The organism is Paractinoplanes pyxinae (genome assembly GCF_026626335.1).
In the GTDB taxonomy this organism is placed as follows: Bacteria; Actinomycetota; Actinomycetes; order Mycobacteriales; family Micromonosporaceae; genus Actinoplanes; species Actinoplanes pyxinae.
The window spans coordinates 363,617-378,749 of record NZ_JAPNTZ010000009.1 but is presented as its reverse complement, the minus strand read 5'-3'; the positions used below and the strand labels follow the sequence as shown (position 1 = coordinate 378,749).

Below are 15,133 nucleotides of genomic sequence, written 5' to 3'. Positions count from 1 at the left end.
TGATGACTGACGGCCGCGGCGAACGCAAGAAGCGCGCCAACGGCGAAGCATCCCGGCAGCGCATCCTCGACGCGGCCGCTGAGATCGCCGGGGAGCGCGGGTACGAGGGCACCAGCATCGCCCTGGTCAGCGCCAAGTGCGGGCTACCCGCCAGCTCTATCTACTGGCACTTCAAGAACAAGGACGACCTGATCGCGGCGGTCATCGAAAGCAGCTTCGGCATCTGGCTCGACGCCCTCGCCCTACCCGCCGACCTCGCTCCCGATCTCTCCTACGACCTGGTCGACGCCCTCGCCGCGCAGATCGGCAAAGCCCTGCTCGACCACTCCGACTTCCTGCGCCTGGGCCTGATGCTCGTGCTCGAGCGGCGACCGGACGAGCCCAGCGCCCGGACCATGTTCCTCAAGGTCCGGCACACCGCCCACACCCGCATCGCGGAAATGTTCGGCCAGTTCGCGCCCGGTCTCGACCACGACACGGTCCATCTGCTCGCCACCTACGCCGTCGCGGCCGCCGACGGGCTGTTCATCGCCAAGGAGATCGGTGGGGACGACATCGACCTCATCCGGCTCTTCGAGGTGCATGCCCGGGCCCTCTACGACCTGATCACCCGGCTGACCGGCGCCCCGCCGGCCGGCTGACCACTGCCTTCCCGGAGACCACATGACCCACGACCCGGTTGCCGCCGCCTTCGGGCGGCTGCGCGACGCCGCCGCCACCGGCACACCCTGCACGCCGGTACGCGACCTCATCGACGACCGTTCCGCTTACGCGGTGCAGCAGATGCTCACCCGGGCCCGGCTGCACGACGGCCACGCGATCGCCGGCCGCAAGATCGGCCTCACCTCCCCTGCGGTACAGCGGCAACTCGGCGTCGACCGGCCCGACTACGGCGTGCTCTTCGACGACATGGCCCGCGCCCAGTACCTGCCGATCGCCACCGACGGACTGCTCCAGCCGCGGGTCGAGGCCGAGGTCGCGTTCGTCCTGGCCGTCGACGTCCTCGAGCCTGATCGGATCCGCGAGCACGTCGCGTACGCGGTCGCCGCCCTGGAGATCGTCGACAGCCGCATCGCGAACTGGGACATCACCTTCGCCGACACCGTCGCCGACAACGGCTCCAGCGCCCTCTACGTCCTCGGCGACCACCGTGTCACTCTCGACCACTTCGAACCCCGCGACGTGCTCATGACCATGACGGCCGACGGCCGGACCGTCTCCGAAGGCTCCGGGCAGGACTGCCTCGGCGACCCGCTCCACGCACTCGCCTGGCTGGCCCGCACCGCCCTCGAACACGGCGAACCGCTGCGGGCCGGGCAGATCGTGCTCTCCGGCGCGCTCGGCCCGATGATCCCGGTCGCGCCCGGCCTGCACGTGCGCGCCCAGATCACCGGCCTCGGCACCGTCGAGGCGTCATTCGCGAAGGAGACCCGCTGATGGCCCGCACGAAGGTCGCCGTGATCGGCTCCGGCAACATCGGCACCGACCTGATGATCAAAATTCTGCGGCTGTCACCAACCTTGGAGATGGCCGCCATGGTCGGTATCGATCCCAGCTCCGACGGCCTGGCCCGGGCCCGCCGCCTCGGCGTGACCACCACCGCCAACGGGGTCGAAGGCCTGATCGGATTACCCGGCTTCGGCGAGATCGGCATCGTCTTCGACGCCACCAGCGCGGGCGCACACCGGGCCAACGCGGCTGCTCTCCAGCCGTACGGCAAGCAACTCGTCGACCTGACACCCGCCGCGCTAGGCCCCTACGTGGTCCCCGCGGTGAACCTCGACGCCCACCTCGCCGCCGGCGACGTCAACATGGTGACCTGCGGCGGTCAGGCCACCATCCCGATCGTCGCCGCGATCGCAGCCGTAACTCCGGTCGCGTACGCCGAGATCGTCGCGTCGATCGCCTCGAAGTCGGCCGGTCCCGGCACCCGGGCCAACATCGACGAGTTCACCAAGACCACCGCCGCCGCGATCGAACAGGTCGGCGGCGCCGGCCGTGGCAAGGCGATCATCGTGCTGAACCCCGCCGACCCGCCGATGATCATGCGCGACACCGTGCACTGCCTCATCGGCGACGCCGACACCGACGCGATCCGCGCGAGCATCGAGGCGATGGTCGCCGATGTCGCCGAATACGTGCCCGGCTACCGGCTCAAGCAGGCCGTCCAATTCCGCAAGATCGGCCCTGACGAGCCCGTGCACACGCTGACACCGCAACCGGTCACCACACAGGTCACCGTGCTGCTCGAGGTCGAAGGCGCCGCCCACTACCTGCCCGCATACGCCGGAAACCTGGACATCATGACCTCCGCCGCGCTGCGCGTCGCCGAGCGCCTCGCCGAAGGAGCCCGCCCGTGAGCCCGCGCCTTTACATCCAGGACGTCACCCTGCGCGACGGCATGCACGCCACCCGGCATCGCATCACCCCCGCCGACGTCACCCGGATCGTCACCGCCCTCGACGCCGCCGGCGTCGACGCCATCGAGGTCGCTCACGGCGACGGCCTGGCCGGTAGCAGCCTCACCTACGGCCCCGGCAGCCACACCGACCACGATTGGATCAAAGCCGCCGCCGACGCCATCAGCCGCGCCCGGCTCACCACCCTGATCCTGCCCGGCATCGGCACCATCAAAGAACTCAAGCAGGCGTACGCGCTGGGCGTTCGCTCGGTGCGGGTGGCCACCCATTGCACCGAGGCCGACATCGCCGCGCAACACATTGCCGCCGCCCGCGGCCTGGGCATGGACGTCTCCGGGTTCCTGATGATGAGCCATCTCGCGCCACCACACGAACTGGCCGCCCAGGCCAAACTGATGGAGTCCTACGGCGCCCACTGCGTCTACGTCACCGACTCTGGCGGCCGTCTCACCATGGACGGCATCCGCGACCGGTTCCGGGCCTACCGCGACGTCCTCGACCCGGCTACCGAGATCGGCATCCACGCCCACGAGAATCTGTCCCTGTCGGTAGCCAACAGCATCATCGCCGTCGAAGAAGGCGCCACCCGCGTTGACGCGTCACTGGCCGGTCACGGCGCCGGAGCGGGCAACTGCCCGATCGAACCGTTCATCGCCGCCGCAACCCTGCAGGGCTGGGAACACGGTTGCGACCTGTTCGCCCTGCAGGACGCCGCCGACGACATCGTCCGGCCACTGCAAGACCGGCCTGTCCGCGTCGACCGGGAAACCCTCACCCTCGGCTACGCCGGCGTCTACTCCAGCTTCCTGCGCCACGCCGAGAACGCCGGCCAGCTATACGACATCGACCCCCGCACCATCCTCATAGAAGCCGGGCGCCGCAAACTCGTCGGCGGCCAGGAGGACATGCTCATCGATATCGCGCTCGACCTTTTCAGAGAAGCAGCCTGACACAACGAACGACGCTGCCGCAGCCGAGCCATAACGTCTGACACGGCTGCGACAGTGCCGTCCACCGCCGCAGGTGGGAACGCAACAGCAGTGCCCTCCCCCAAAGCCCGTTGACCTACCTTCGGTCGGCAACGACAACAACCATGACCGTCGAGCAACGGAACAACGGAACAACAGGCGAAGCACCCAACGAGCGGTCACGGACCGTAACCAGCCACTATCGCTCACTCGGCTGGATTGCAGCAATGAAAGGCCAGCTCAAGGCGGCATTTGAAGGCCTTGGAACCAGCTGGGCAACACAGGATCACCCACCGATCACCCGCGTCCCATATAGCGGGAAGCGCGGGCCTGGAAATGGGAATGAAAAAGGCCGTGACCCTTGATCTTTTGTGCGCCCGAAGGGACTCGAACCCCTAACCTTCTGATCCGTAGGAAGGTTAGGGATGCACTCCTACGTCTAGCACTTTACACAAATTTGTCCAGGGCGCAAGCTTTAGTCCAAACGGGGGACGCCAGTCCAGCCGTGGCCGGTGCGTCCAACCCGGGTCAGAGACGGTGACGGGCGCACACGCTGGCAAAAGTCCAGAACGGGCTACTAAATCCAATTAGTAAGCCGGCGTTCGAGCACCATCCGAGCACCATCCAAGAAGGTCGATGAGACTGGCTGACCCCCCACGACAGCGGATGAGTCGACCTCGGATGGCATGAAGCTAAGGCACAGAATCCAACGCGCGGGCTCCGTCCAGCCAGCCCGACGGCGTCCGATCACCATCCGAGCACCAGCGATCGCCACCCACCACCGGCCAGGGGTGCGCCTTTCGCACCCTGTGTTTCGTGAAAACAGATGCGACCGCGCTTGGCCGGCAGTCACCGTCTGTAGCTGGAGATGGCGGCTTGTCGTCTGCAGGACGCCGGCCATTGAGTGCGGTGCCAGAGCGGCGAAGCCGCCGAGGCATCCCGGACGGCACGCTCCGGTGATATGCAGGCCAGCAAGTCTGTTGACGGATGTGGAGACTGGAAGCGTGCCGATCCGACGTCTTCCCGACCTGACGCCTGAGCAGGTCGTCAAACTGCAGGAGGCTCTGCTGGCGAACGCCAACACGCTGCTGGAGTCCGCTCTTGCAGTCCTGGATCTGGGGCACGCTGCTCTGGCCCGGTCTATCGCCATCCTCGGCCTGGAAGAGTCGGGCAAAGCCATCGCCATCCACGAGCGGCGAGTGCAGCTGGGCTACCTGCCCGACGGTGAGGTCTTCCGGTGCGAAGCACTCGACGAGCTGTGGTCCAGCCATGAGAAAAAGCTCGAGGCTGTTCACGGCTTCCTCGTCGATGAGCGGTACTGGTTCGGGGAACCCGCGGATCCCGAGCGCAACGCTGCAGCGCTGGGCAGCATTCGGGCGTGGCTGCGTCGCGACCGCATTAAGCAGCGAGGGTTCTACGTCGAGATCGACAAAGTCGGCGAGGCACTCGCGCCCGCGGGCGTGGTGAACGACATAGCCCTGCGTGAGACGATCGCCCAGGCACACCAGATCGGCTGGCAGTTACGCCTTGGCGAACACATCGAGGGCAAATATCAGGACGAGCAGGCAGCCGGCGTGCCGGCGCAAGATGATGCAGCTCTGACCTGGCTGGACGATGTCGAGGAAACCGCGGAGACCGGGTCGTTCCTCGCAGACCTCAAGCGCTCGCTGCAGAGCGGCTCACCGGGAAAAGCGCTGCCGAACTCGGCGTACAGCTTCAATCCGGCTGGCGCAGACCGGGAGCCATTCCGGAACCTCGGAAAACCTGGCTACGAAGCAGAAACGCGGGCGGTAACTCTCCTGGTTGGCGAAGGCGACGACGGTACTTCACCAGCAGGTTAGTGCAGACTGGACCAGCGGGCCGCGTGTCGCCACTGGTCGGCTACATGTCTCGGCCAGCATCTGACAATGACCGCCGACGCCGTCGCACACGGATTTTTCTCTATCGCACCAGCTTCAACCCCGGTCGCCGGTCGACCACGCCGAGCAACACTATCGGCGAGATGTTCACGATCGAGCAGTCCCGGCTGGCGCCGCTGCCGCACGAGGCGTTCGAGGCCGGCACCTGGCTCGGCCCGCGCGTTGACGCCGCGGGTACGGCGAGTTCGGGAGGCTCTTGCTGATCTCGCGGTCCCAGATGTTGTTCACGGTCACGCCGGGACCCGGTCATAAGCCGGCGCGACCCCGGCGACTAAGAAAGCAAGTCAGCCCGCAGGCTGGGTGTGTTGCCCGTCGGCGTCGGCGGAGGTGCGGGTGGTGCTTCCGCTGAGTTGTCGGGCGGAGTTGACGAGTCCGACGAGGCTGAACGCCTGTGGGGTGTTGCCCAGCTGGCGGCCGCTGGTCGGGTCGTACTCCTCCGACAGCAGGCCGACGTCGTTGCGCAGGTGGAGCAACCGTTCGAACAGATCTTCCGCCTCGGCGCGGCGGCCGATGGTGTGCAGGGCGTCGACTAACCAGAACGTGCACGCCAAGAACGCGCCCTCGGTGCCGGGCAGTCCGTCGGCGCTGTCGTGCTCAGGGCGGTACCGCAGCAGGAACCCATCCTGGAGCAGCTCACGCTGTACGGCGTCGATGGTGCCGGCCACCCGCGGGTCGGTGGTCGGCAGGAAACCGACGCGGGGGATGAGCAGCAGGGCGGCGTCGAGCCCGGCCGAGCCGTAGGACTGGGTGAAGGTGTTGCGGTCGGTGTCGAAGCCCTTGGCGCATACCTCGGCGTGGATGTCGTCGCGGATGCTGCGCCACCGGTCGATGGGACCGTCCAGGCCGTGCCGGTGCACGGCGGTGACGGCCCGGTCGAAGCCGGCCCAGGCCATGACTTTGGAGTGGACGAACTGCCGTCGTGGGCCGCGGACCTCCCACAGGCTGTTGTCGGGTTGCTGCCAGTTGCCTTCGAGGAAGTCGAGCAGGGCGCGTTGCAGGTCCCAGCCGGCGTCGGTGGCGGCGATGCCGGCTTCGCGGCTGTGGTGCAGGCTGTCGAGGACCTCTCCCCATACGTCGAGCTGCAGCTGGCTGGAGGCGGCGTTGCCGACCCGGACCGGGCTGGCTCCCTGGTAGCCGGGTAGCCAGTCGAGGGTGTACTCGGGTAGGCGGCGGGTGCCGTCGAGGGCGTACATGATCTGCAGGTCGGCGGGGTCACCGGCGACCGCGCGTAGCAGCCATTCCCGCCACGCCTTGGCCTCGGCGAGGTAGCCGGTGCCCAGCAGGGCTTGCAGGGTGAAGGTGGCGTCGCGTAGCCAGCAGTACCGGTAGTCCCAGTTACGGGGTCCGTCGAGTTGCTCGGGCAGCGACGTGGTGGCGGCGGCGAGGATGCCGCCGGTCGCCGCGTAGGTGAGGGTCTTGAGCAGGATCAGCGAGCGGCGTACGGGCTCGGGCCACCGGCCGTCGTAGTCGCAGCGGCTGATCCAGTCCGTCCAGAACCGTTCGGTGCCTGCCAGGGCGTGCTCGGCGTCGACCAGATCGGGACGCCGCAGGTGCGACGCCTGATAGGTCAGGACGAACGGCACTCGCTGCCCGGCCCGGACGGTGAACTCGGCGACGGTGGCACGGTCCTCGCCGTGGACCGGCACGTCGGTGCGCAGCCACACAGCGTCCGGGCCGGCGACCGCGGACAAGTCCTGGCCGCTGTGGCGGACCCACGGCACGACGTGGCCGTAGTCGAACCTCAGCGTCAGGTCCATGCGCATAGGCACGGCCCCGGAGACCCCATCGACGATCCGGACGACGTCGGCGGCTTGCCCGCGCAGCGGCATGAAGTCGATCACCCGCACGACCCCGTCCGGGGTGTCCCATTCGGTTTCCAGGATCAGGGTGTCGCCGCGGTATCGACGCGAGCTTGCCGGCCGGCCGTCAGCGGGGCAGAGCTGCCACCGCCCCGCGTTCCGATCGTGCAGCAGCGCGGCGAAGCAGGCAGGGGAGTCGAAGCGGGGCAGGCACAGCCAGTCGATGGAGCCGTCCCGGCCGACCAGCGCGGCGGTGTGCAGATCCCCGATGAGGGCGTAGTCCTCGATGTTTCCCGGCACGGTTCTGCCCTTGTCAGTTCAGCTCGAGGACGACTTTGATGTCGTCGGGCTGAGCGTGCAGGATCTCGCTGAAGTGCTCGAGGGGTACCCGGCGGGTGATGAGCCGGGCGAGCCAGTCGGTGTCGGCCTTCGCCAGCGCGTAGGCTGCGGCGGCGTAGTGGCTCAGGTTCGCGTTGACCGAGCCGATGACGACGTCGTTCTCCAGCACCATGTCGCGGTTGGTCGCGCCGAGGTCTACGGAGATCTTGTGGCCCACCGATGACACCCCGGTCAGGCACACGATGCCGTATCCGGCGGTGCTGGCCATGGCGTCGAAGACCACGCTGGACACGCCGGTGGCCTCGATGATGATGTCCGGCTTGCTCTTCGCGGTGGCCTCAGCCATGCCCGCGCAGTGGTACTGCGCACCGAGCGCCTTGACCACCTCGGGTTTGGGCCCGTCGGTGGCGACGTCGAGGACGTGAACCTCCAGGCCCCGCTGCACGCCCAGCAGGGCGGCGAGCAGGCCGATCGGGCCGGCTCCGGTGACCAGGACCCGTTGCGGGTCGAACCAGGACCGGGCGCCGACCTTCTCGACCTGTTCCCATGCCTTGGCGACCACCGTGGTGGGTTCCATCAGCATCCCGACGTGTTCCAACTGTGGGTCGAGTTTGACGGCGTAGTCGGTCTCGACGGTCCAGAGCTGGCTGCCGTACCCGTTGATCTGCTTGATGCCCCGCTCGGTGTATTGGCCGTTGCGGCACATGTCGAACTCGCCGTGCGCACAGGCTCCGCACGGTACCGGGTCGGGGCGGCGGACCACTCCCACGACGAGGTCCCCGGGGTGGAAGGAACTGCCGGATGGGGCGGTACGGACGCGGCCCAGCGATTCGTGGCCCAGCACCAGGCGGTCGCGGCCGGGCGGCGCCCACCCGTACTGCCCGGCGATGATCTCCCGGTCGGTGCCGCAGACACCCAGGGCAATCCCCTCGACCAGCATGTCCCCGACGCCTGGTTCCGGGTCGGGCACGTCGCGGACTTCGGCGGTGTTCGCCTGCAACGGCGTGACGGTCAACGCGCGCATCAGTGGTCCTTCCGGGACGCGATCAGTTCCGGGGCGTCGGTATCCAGCGGCACCGCGGGACCGGGCACCAGGCCGAGCTGCACCCCGGGACGCGACGAGACCGCGGTGAACAGCCAGTCGGTGGCGGTCCGAACCCGGTTCGCGGGCAGCGCAGTCAGGTGATAGCCGCGCGTCACCGCACGCGCCAGCAGACCCGACAGCGGCACGTGCAGCGGGTTCGCAGCCGCCTGCCAGCCGCCCAGATCGACTACGAAGCCGAGGTCGCGGTGCCGGTACGGCTTGCGGGTGCCGACGCCGTAGGAGGCGGCGATGTTGTGCGCGGCCAGTTTGCCCTGCCGTATCGCATGCTGCGCGGTCATCGGCGTGGGTTGCCCCGGATGCTGCGGATCGGGCACCGCGGCGCCGTCGCCGCAGGCCAGGATTTCCGGATGCCCCGGCACAGCCAGGTATTCGTCGACCTGCAGCCGGCCCTTGGTCGTGGGCAGGCCGGTAGCGGCGGTGAACGGGTCGGGGCGCACTCCGACGCACCAAACCAGTGTCCGCGATGCCACGAAACGGCCGTCGGTCAGCTTGACACCGTCGCCGGTGGCCTCGGCGACCGAGGTGCCCAGGTCGACCTCCACGCCACGTTCCCGCAGAACCCGTTCCGCCGTGCCGGCCATCCGCTCGTCCATCCCGGGTAGCACCTGCTTCGCGGTGTCCAGCAGCAGCCACCGGGCGGGGGTGCCGGCCAGGCGCGGGTGCCGGCTGAGAAGCGCGTGGGTCAGCAGGTTTCCCTGAGCGGCCACTTCCGTACCGGTGTATCCCGCCCCGACCACCACGAACGTCAACCGCGCCACCCGTTCGCCCGGGTCCTCGGCCGCATCGGCCAGCTCGACCTGCCGGATCACGTGATCACGCAGATGCAGTGCCTCCGGGATGCCCCGGAACCCGTGCGCGTGATCAGCCACCCCGGGGATGGGCAAAAGCTTGTTGATACTGCCCGCGGCCAGCACCAGCCGGTCGTACCCCAGCTCGCCCCGTTCACCCTCCGGACCGGTGAACGACACCGTCCGGGCGTCCACACCGACACCATCGGCTTGGCCGAGGACCAGCCGGACACCGGGTAGGGTGTCCGCCAACGAGATGGTGATCCGCCGCGGGTCCAGCACACCGCCGGTCACCTCCGGCAACAACGGCAGGTAGAGGAAGTAGTCGGTCGGGTTGACCAGGATGATCTCGGCTGCACCCCGCGCGGATCGAGACAAGGTCTTGGCCGTCTGATAGCCGGCGAACCCGGCCCCGACAATGACGATGCGCGGACGCGCCATACGAAGCACCTCGATGAAGTCGACAACTGGCCCTGGCTACCCCGGCATCGGCTGCAGTAACTGCCCCATGCCGTCGGAGACGCGGCGGCTCCCCGGCCAGGCGAATAGACCTCCATGCTTCCGGGGAAGGCGTTTAGTCGCTTCGGGGGCGGGCACCCGCCGATCGCGCAAGTGGGCAGCCCGTCCAGGTCCCCCGCCGCACCAGCGGCATCCACGAAACATGAGGTAGGCCGTGTCGGGTCTGTCATTGCCGCTGCTGCTGCTGATCTTCGTGGCGGCCGCCGCGGCGATCTGGGTCGCGGGCGTCCAACTGTCCAACCAGACCGACGTGCTGTCTGTACGGCTGCACCTGGGCTCGGCCCTGGGCGGGCTGATCCTGCTGGCTATCGCTACCAACTTGCCCGAGATGGCCATTGTTGCCAGCGCCGCGATCTCCGGCAACGTCGGCGTCGCTGTCGGCAACATCCTCGGCGGCATCGCCATCCAAACCGTCGTCCTAGTCGCCCTCGACGCGTTCGGTGTCCGCGGCCGCCACCCCCTCACCTACCGTGCGGCGTCGCTGGTCCTGGTGCTCGAGGCCGCCCTCGTCGTCGCCGTCCTGGCCGTCGTCATCGCCGGCAGCCAACTACCCGCCGGCCTGATCGCGCTGCGGCTGACCCCCGGCCCGGTCCTGATCGCCATCCTCTGGATCGCCGGGCTGCTGCTGCTCAAAAGGGCTGGCACAAACCTGCCCTGGCAGGAATCCGGCGAAGCCCCCGACAACCAGGGGCCTCCGCGCGGACACAGCCGACAGCAAAATGAGAAGCAGGCCACTACCAAGGGCACCAGCACCGCCCGGTCCGCGATCATCTTCGGCGTTGCCGCCCTGGTCACGCTGGCCGCCGGCGTCGTGCTGGAACGCAGCGGCGACGCCATCGCCGACCACATCGGCCTGTCCGGCGTCCTGTTCGGCGCCACCGTCCTGGCCGCCGCCACCTCCCTGCCCGAACTGTCCACCGGCCTCACCTCGGTGAAGAACGGCGACTACCAACTCGCCATGAGCGACATCTTCGGCGGCAACGCGTTCCTGCCCGTCCTCTTCCTGATGGCCACCCTCCTGTCCGGCAAGGCCGTGCTCCCCCAAGCGCAGAGCACCGACATCTACCTCACCGCCCTCGGCATGCTGCTCACCCTGGTCTACGCTGCCGGCCTACTGTTCCGCCCGCAACGCCGCATCGGCCGCATGGGCATCGACTCGCTCATCGTGCTACTGCTCTACGTGGTCGGCGTGGCCGGTCTGTTCGCCGTCGCCAACACCGGCTGAACGGGCCAGCCTTACATGGCGTCGGCGATGCACTGGTCGTCTCCTGCGACGGGCGCCGAGGACGCGTACACGATGGCCGGCGATTCGGGCGCTTGAGGTTGCTGAGCCCGGGCTACGCTCCCGCGGGTCAGCTCGAGCCATCAGCCGTGCCGACGTCCATCAGCTGCAGCGGAGACGTCAGGTATTCGAGCCCAGGGCTACCTCGGCCCACACGGTCTTTCCTGGCGGTCCGTGCCCGGTATCGCTGCCCACCTGTGCGAAAGGGCTGCGACCATGAGCAGGCCTCGGCCACCGACATGCCGAGTGCCGGGGCTGAGAAGTCGTGGCTGCCGTGGTGAGGCATCACGGGCTCCGATCCGGACGGTGTCGCGGCGCACTGTAAGGTGCAGGTGCGCTGTCGATGCTGGGGCCCGAAGGGGAAGGTGCTCCGTGTCCGTGACCCCGGTCTACCCTGCGGCGAGACCGGTACGCCGGAAGGATCATTCGGGAGCGTCACATTGTGGCAGCAACTCCGCGGCGCTGATCATCCGATGATCGCTGACCGCTAGGTTGCGTCGCCCGAACCATGGCCGAGAGCACCTTCACCGGTAGCGTGGTGCTGCTCGAAGGGGCGGCTTCGAGACCCGGGCGGTGGGTCAGGCACCGATGCGTGGCGTCAGCAGGGCGATGTCGTCGTGGGCGACGCCGGTCAGCTCGGCCAGCAGAGCGTCGCAGAGGGCGTCGACCGTCAGGTGGGCCGAGCGGGTGGCGGCGTCCGTAGCCGCTCGAGGCCCTCGTCGAGCAATTCGTGGCGCCGTTCGATCAGGCCGTCGGTGTAGAGCAGCAGCGTCGACCCGGGTTCCAGCAGCAGTTCGTGGTCGCTGCGCCGAACGCCGAGACGAGTCCCGAGAATCGGGTCGGGGCGGCGCTCGAGCACGCGTGCTTGGCCCCGTGCGTCGATCAGTACCGGGGGCGGGTGGCCGGCGTTGCACCACAGCAGGCGGTAGCGGCGCGGATCGCCGCCGGGCTGGCTCGGCTTCCAGATGTGGGCCGGCGTGGCGGAGGCGAGCACCTCGACCTGCAGGGCGGTCGAAGTTCCTTCAAGGCCCGCGAGGATCGCGGCCGGCGGGGCGCCGAGGACGTACGCGACGCCGCGCAGCGTGTTTCTGACCTGCCCCATCGCCGCCATCGCCTTGCGGTCGTTTCCGGTGACGTCACCGATCACCAGGGTCAGGGCGCCGCCGTCGGTGGCCGGGAAGGCGTCGTACCAGTCGCCGCTGGGCTGCTCATGCTCGGCAGCTGGGTGATATCGCACGGCGACTGTCAGACCGGGTGTCTGGGGCGGGTCGGTCAGCAGGTTGCGTTGCAACGCCTCCAAGGTGCGGCGCTGCTGCTCGTGGGACTGGATGCGGTCCAGGGTCTGCGCGCAGTTGGCCGCGAACGCATGCAACAGATCTCGTTCCCGACAGGTGAACGGTCGGCCGTTACGCCACCCCACCGTGAGGGAGCCCAGCATCCGCCCACTGACCTGCAGCGGCAGCGCTTCGTCCAAGACGCCGACGCGTCGTCATCTGCGGTGCAGGTAGGCCCACGGCTCGCCAGAAAGATCGGGCGCCGCTACGCGGCGTCGATCCAGGTGGCGAACGCGCATGCGTCGCAGGGGCTGTCGCTCGCCGGCACGACCAGCACGTCGCGAGTGAGGGCGATCGTGGGCAGCCACCGAACGCTACGGCGGGTGCCCGATCGTGCTCGGAATAACACCACGGCGCGTCTAACCGGCCCGGTCTAGGTGATCGCCGGCGGTGTCGGGGTCGGTGGTCGTGTGGGGCAGGTTGACCAGGCTGAGCACATGGTGGGCGGTGCTGCCGGCCGGGGCATACAGGCGTAGCGGGTAGGGGCGTCCGTCGCCGTAGCGTTGCGGCCGGTACAGCTCGGCGATCGCGGCGCTGGACAGGTGGGTGACCGCGGTCAGGTCCACGGTCAGCTCGTGGGTGCCGCCGAGGGTGAATCGGTCCAGTTCGGTGCCCAGCTCTTCGACGCTGTCGACGTCGAGGGGTCCGTGGACGGCGATGCGGCTGCTCGCCGCGTGTGGCTGCTCCAGGATGATCATCACCTCGGCGGGTTTGTCATCATCGCCGGGACGGCCGTGGCTGATCTGCGCGGCGGTGAGCAGCCGGGCCGGGTGGGAAAGCCGCCGCCGTACGGTAACTGTCGTGCCCTGTGGGCTGCGGTCGATGTCCAGGTGGTGGGCGAAGCTGGCGGTCATGGCCAGCCCGAAGCCGTGGTCGGCGCGGAACTGCTCGTCGCCCGGGCGGGTGCGGTGGCGCCAGCGTCCGTTGTCGGCGACGCGCAGCTGCGCCTCACCATCGTTGCGCAGGTCGGCGGTGACCGTCACGGTCGCGTCGCCGGCGTCGGGCCGGGCGTGCTCGGCGGCGTTGGTCACGAGTTCGACGACCGCGTGCGTCAGTGCGACGAGGTCTTCTTCACCGGCCTCGAGTGAGGTCAGCCAGTCCGTGACGGCGTTGCGGGCGATCCGCGGGGTCACCGCGGCGGCCGGACCGTTCAACTGCACCGCAGGAGGCGGGGTGCGCCGTTGCGCGGCGAGCAGGGTGATGTCGTCGATGTGCCCGGTCCGCCGGACCAGCAGCTCCAGAGTCTGCGTGCAAGCCCGCTCGACCGCGGACAGGTCGCCGGTGTCCATGCCGCGCCCGGCGACGGCGTCGACGGCGACCTGGGACAGCTCAACGGTGGCGGCGGCGGGTTCGCGGCCGGGGCGTTCGATGATGCCGTCGCTGTAGAGCAGCACCATTTCCGCGGCGGCGAGCCGGTCGGTCGCGACGGTGTATTCCGCGCCCGTGCCCAGCGGCGCGTTCCCGGACGATGGCAGGAACCGGGCGGTGTCCGCGTTGACCACCAGCGGCGGTGGATGCCCGGCGGAACACCAGGTCAGCGCGCCGTCGGCTAGATTGAGTACGACGATGCACAAGGTTGCGGCGTGGGCGGCCGGCGTCCGGCGGGCCATCCGGTCGGCGGCCCGGACCGCGGTCAGGATGTCGCCGCTGTTGTCGAGCCGGTCCTGCAGCACCGCGCGCAGTTGGCCCATCGCGGCGGACGCGGCGATGCCGTGTCCTACCACGTCGCCGACCACGAGCGCGACCCGCCCATCGGGCAGAGGTACGGCGTCGAACCAGTCGCCGCCCGCTGCGGTCTCGGTGTCGGCCAGCAGGTAGCTGCTCGCGATCCGCGCCGCGGGCAGAACCGGCAGCCCCGGGGGCAGCAGTTGCCGTTGCAGGCTGGTGATGACATCACGGGCCTGCTCATAGCGTTGCTCGGCCGCTGCGGTGCGGACCTGCGCAGCCTGCCGTTCGAGGACGCGGTCGGTCACATCGGTGGCGAATGCTCGCATACCGGCTACCGCCCCGTGCTCGTCACGAGCCGGGACCAGGTGAAAGTCGAGGTAGATCTCCCGCAGGTCACCGCCCGGCCCGGAACTGACCTGCATCCGCCATTCCCGTGCCACCTGTTCCCGGCCGGTCGCGTAGACCTCGTCGAACATCTCGAAGACCTGCTGCCCGGCGAGTTCCGGCATGGCCTCACGCACCGGCACGCCGATCAGCTGCTCGTGCTCACGGCCCACGATCCGGCGAAACGCCGCGTTGATGGCAGCGACCCGGTGATCGCTGCCCGCGTACTCGATCATGATCAGCGGCATGGACTCGAAGGCGCGCCGGACCGTTAGCGCTTCTCCAATCACCCTATCGAGGTCGTCAGCTGATGCATGGTGCACGACTCGCTCCTTAATTGCTCGAACCTGATAGGGCAAACGTCTCAGTGCGCAGCGACTGTCTGCAACACGCGAAAATTTACCTCCCTACGACCTCGCGTTCGTCGTGCGTCGACACCGTCGCGGAAAGAATGCTCAAGCAGGACATCGAGTTGGACCGGGCGGTCAGCCGGTACCCAGGCACCCGCCGAGGGCCCCTCGGACGGGCATTCTTACGGCCCAGTCCAGTATTCATTGCACGGCATCGCCGGGGTTTGCAGAGGCTCCTCAGCGGGCGGCAGGAAACAC

11 protein-coding genes are annotated in these 15,133 nt (G+C 68.7%); 6 read left to right on the top strand and 5 right to left on the bottom strand.

Features of this window, described 5'->3' with window-relative positions; genetic code table 11:
- The first annotated feature begins 2 nt into the window (after nt 1-2).
- From OWR29_RS26805 to OWR29_RS26785, 5 genes are all read left to right on the top strand, one after another.
- On the top strand, nt 3-641 hold the full coding sequence (locus OWR29_RS26805) for a TetR/AcrR family transcriptional regulator (RefSeq protein ID WP_267566016.1): 639 nt from the start codon (nt 3-5) through the stop codon (nt 639-641).
- 22 nt (nt 642-663) lie between these two features.
- Nucleotides 664-1,437 (top strand): 2-keto-4-pentenoate hydratase, encoded by a 774-nt coding sequence (locus OWR29_RS26800; protein WP_267566015.1) that lies wholly within the window; start codon nt 664-666, stop codon nt 1,435-1,437.
- Nucleotides 1,437-2,360: an acetaldehyde dehydrogenase (acetylating) gene (locus OWR29_RS26795; RefSeq protein WP_267566014.1), complete on the top strand. Its 924-nt coding sequence runs from the start codon at nt 1,437-1,439 to the stop codon at nt 2,358-2,360. Before OWR29_RS26800 ends, OWR29_RS26795 begins: the two co-directional genes overlap by 1 nt.
- Nucleotides 2,357-3,370, top strand: coding sequence for a 4-hydroxy-2-oxovalerate aldolase (gene dmpG, locus OWR29_RS26790; RefSeq protein ID WP_267566013.1), 1,014 nt, complete (start codon nt 2,357-2,359; stop codon nt 3,368-3,370). Before OWR29_RS26795 ends, dmpG begins: the two co-directional genes overlap by 4 nt.
- Before the next feature lie 1,022 nt (nt 3,371-4,392).
- The gene (locus tag OWR29_RS26785; protein WP_267566012.1) at nt 4,393-5,229 is read left to right on the top strand and encodes an AbiV family abortive infection protein; all 837 of its coding nucleotides are present in this window, start codon (nt 4,393-4,395) and stop codon (nt 5,227-5,229) included.
- Nucleotides 5,230-5,591: 362 nt separating this feature from the next.
- Here OWR29_RS26785 and OWR29_RS26780 read toward each other — a convergent pair whose 3' ends face one another.
- From OWR29_RS26780 to OWR29_RS26770, 3 genes are read right to left on the bottom strand one after another with little or no spacing between them, the layout of a single operon-like run.
- Nucleotides 5,592-7,406 carry a glycoside hydrolase family 15 protein gene (locus tag OWR29_RS26780; protein ID WP_267566011.1) on the bottom strand — a complete coding sequence of 605 codons (1,815 nt, stop codon included), beginning with the start codon at nt 7,404-7,406 and terminating at the stop codon, nt 5,592-5,594.
- Between the two features lie 13 nt (nt 7,407-7,419).
- A complete protein-coding gene (locus tag OWR29_RS26775; RefSeq protein ID WP_267566010.1) occupies nt 7,420-8,469 on the bottom strand; it encodes a glucose 1-dehydrogenase in 1,050 nt (349 codons plus the stop codon).
- A complete protein-coding gene (locus OWR29_RS26770; protein ID WP_267566009.1) occupies nt 8,469-9,779 on the bottom strand; it encodes an NAD(P)/FAD-dependent oxidoreductase in 1,311 nt (436 codons plus the stop codon). The genes OWR29_RS26775 and OWR29_RS26770 overlap by 1 nt, the downstream gene beginning before the upstream one ends.
- A gap of 232 nt (nt 9,780-10,011) precedes the next feature.
- On the opposite strand from OWR29_RS26770, the gene OWR29_RS26765 reads away from it, so the two are divergent.
- Nucleotides 10,012-11,082, top strand: coding sequence for a sodium:calcium antiporter (locus tag OWR29_RS26765; RefSeq protein ID WP_267566008.1), 1,071 nt, complete (start codon nt 10,012-10,014; stop codon nt 11,080-11,082).
- A 727-nt stretch (nt 11,083-11,809) separates the two neighbouring features.
- Here OWR29_RS26765 and OWR29_RS26760 read toward each other — a convergent pair.
- Together OWR29_RS26760 and OWR29_RS26755 are read right to left on the bottom strand one after the other, a co-directional pair.
- Nucleotides 11,810-12,511, bottom strand: coding sequence for a PP2C family protein-serine/threonine phosphatase (locus tag OWR29_RS26760; protein WP_267566007.1), 702 nt, complete (start codon nt 12,509-12,511; stop codon nt 11,810-11,812).
- Between the two features lie 321 nt (nt 12,512-12,832).
- Complete coding sequence (locus tag OWR29_RS26755) at nt 12,833-14,815, bottom strand: SpoIIE family protein phosphatase (RefSeq protein ID WP_267566006.1); 1,983 nt, start codon at nt 14,813-14,815, stop codon at nt 12,833-12,835.
- Nucleotides 14,816-15,133 lie beyond the last annotated feature (318 nt).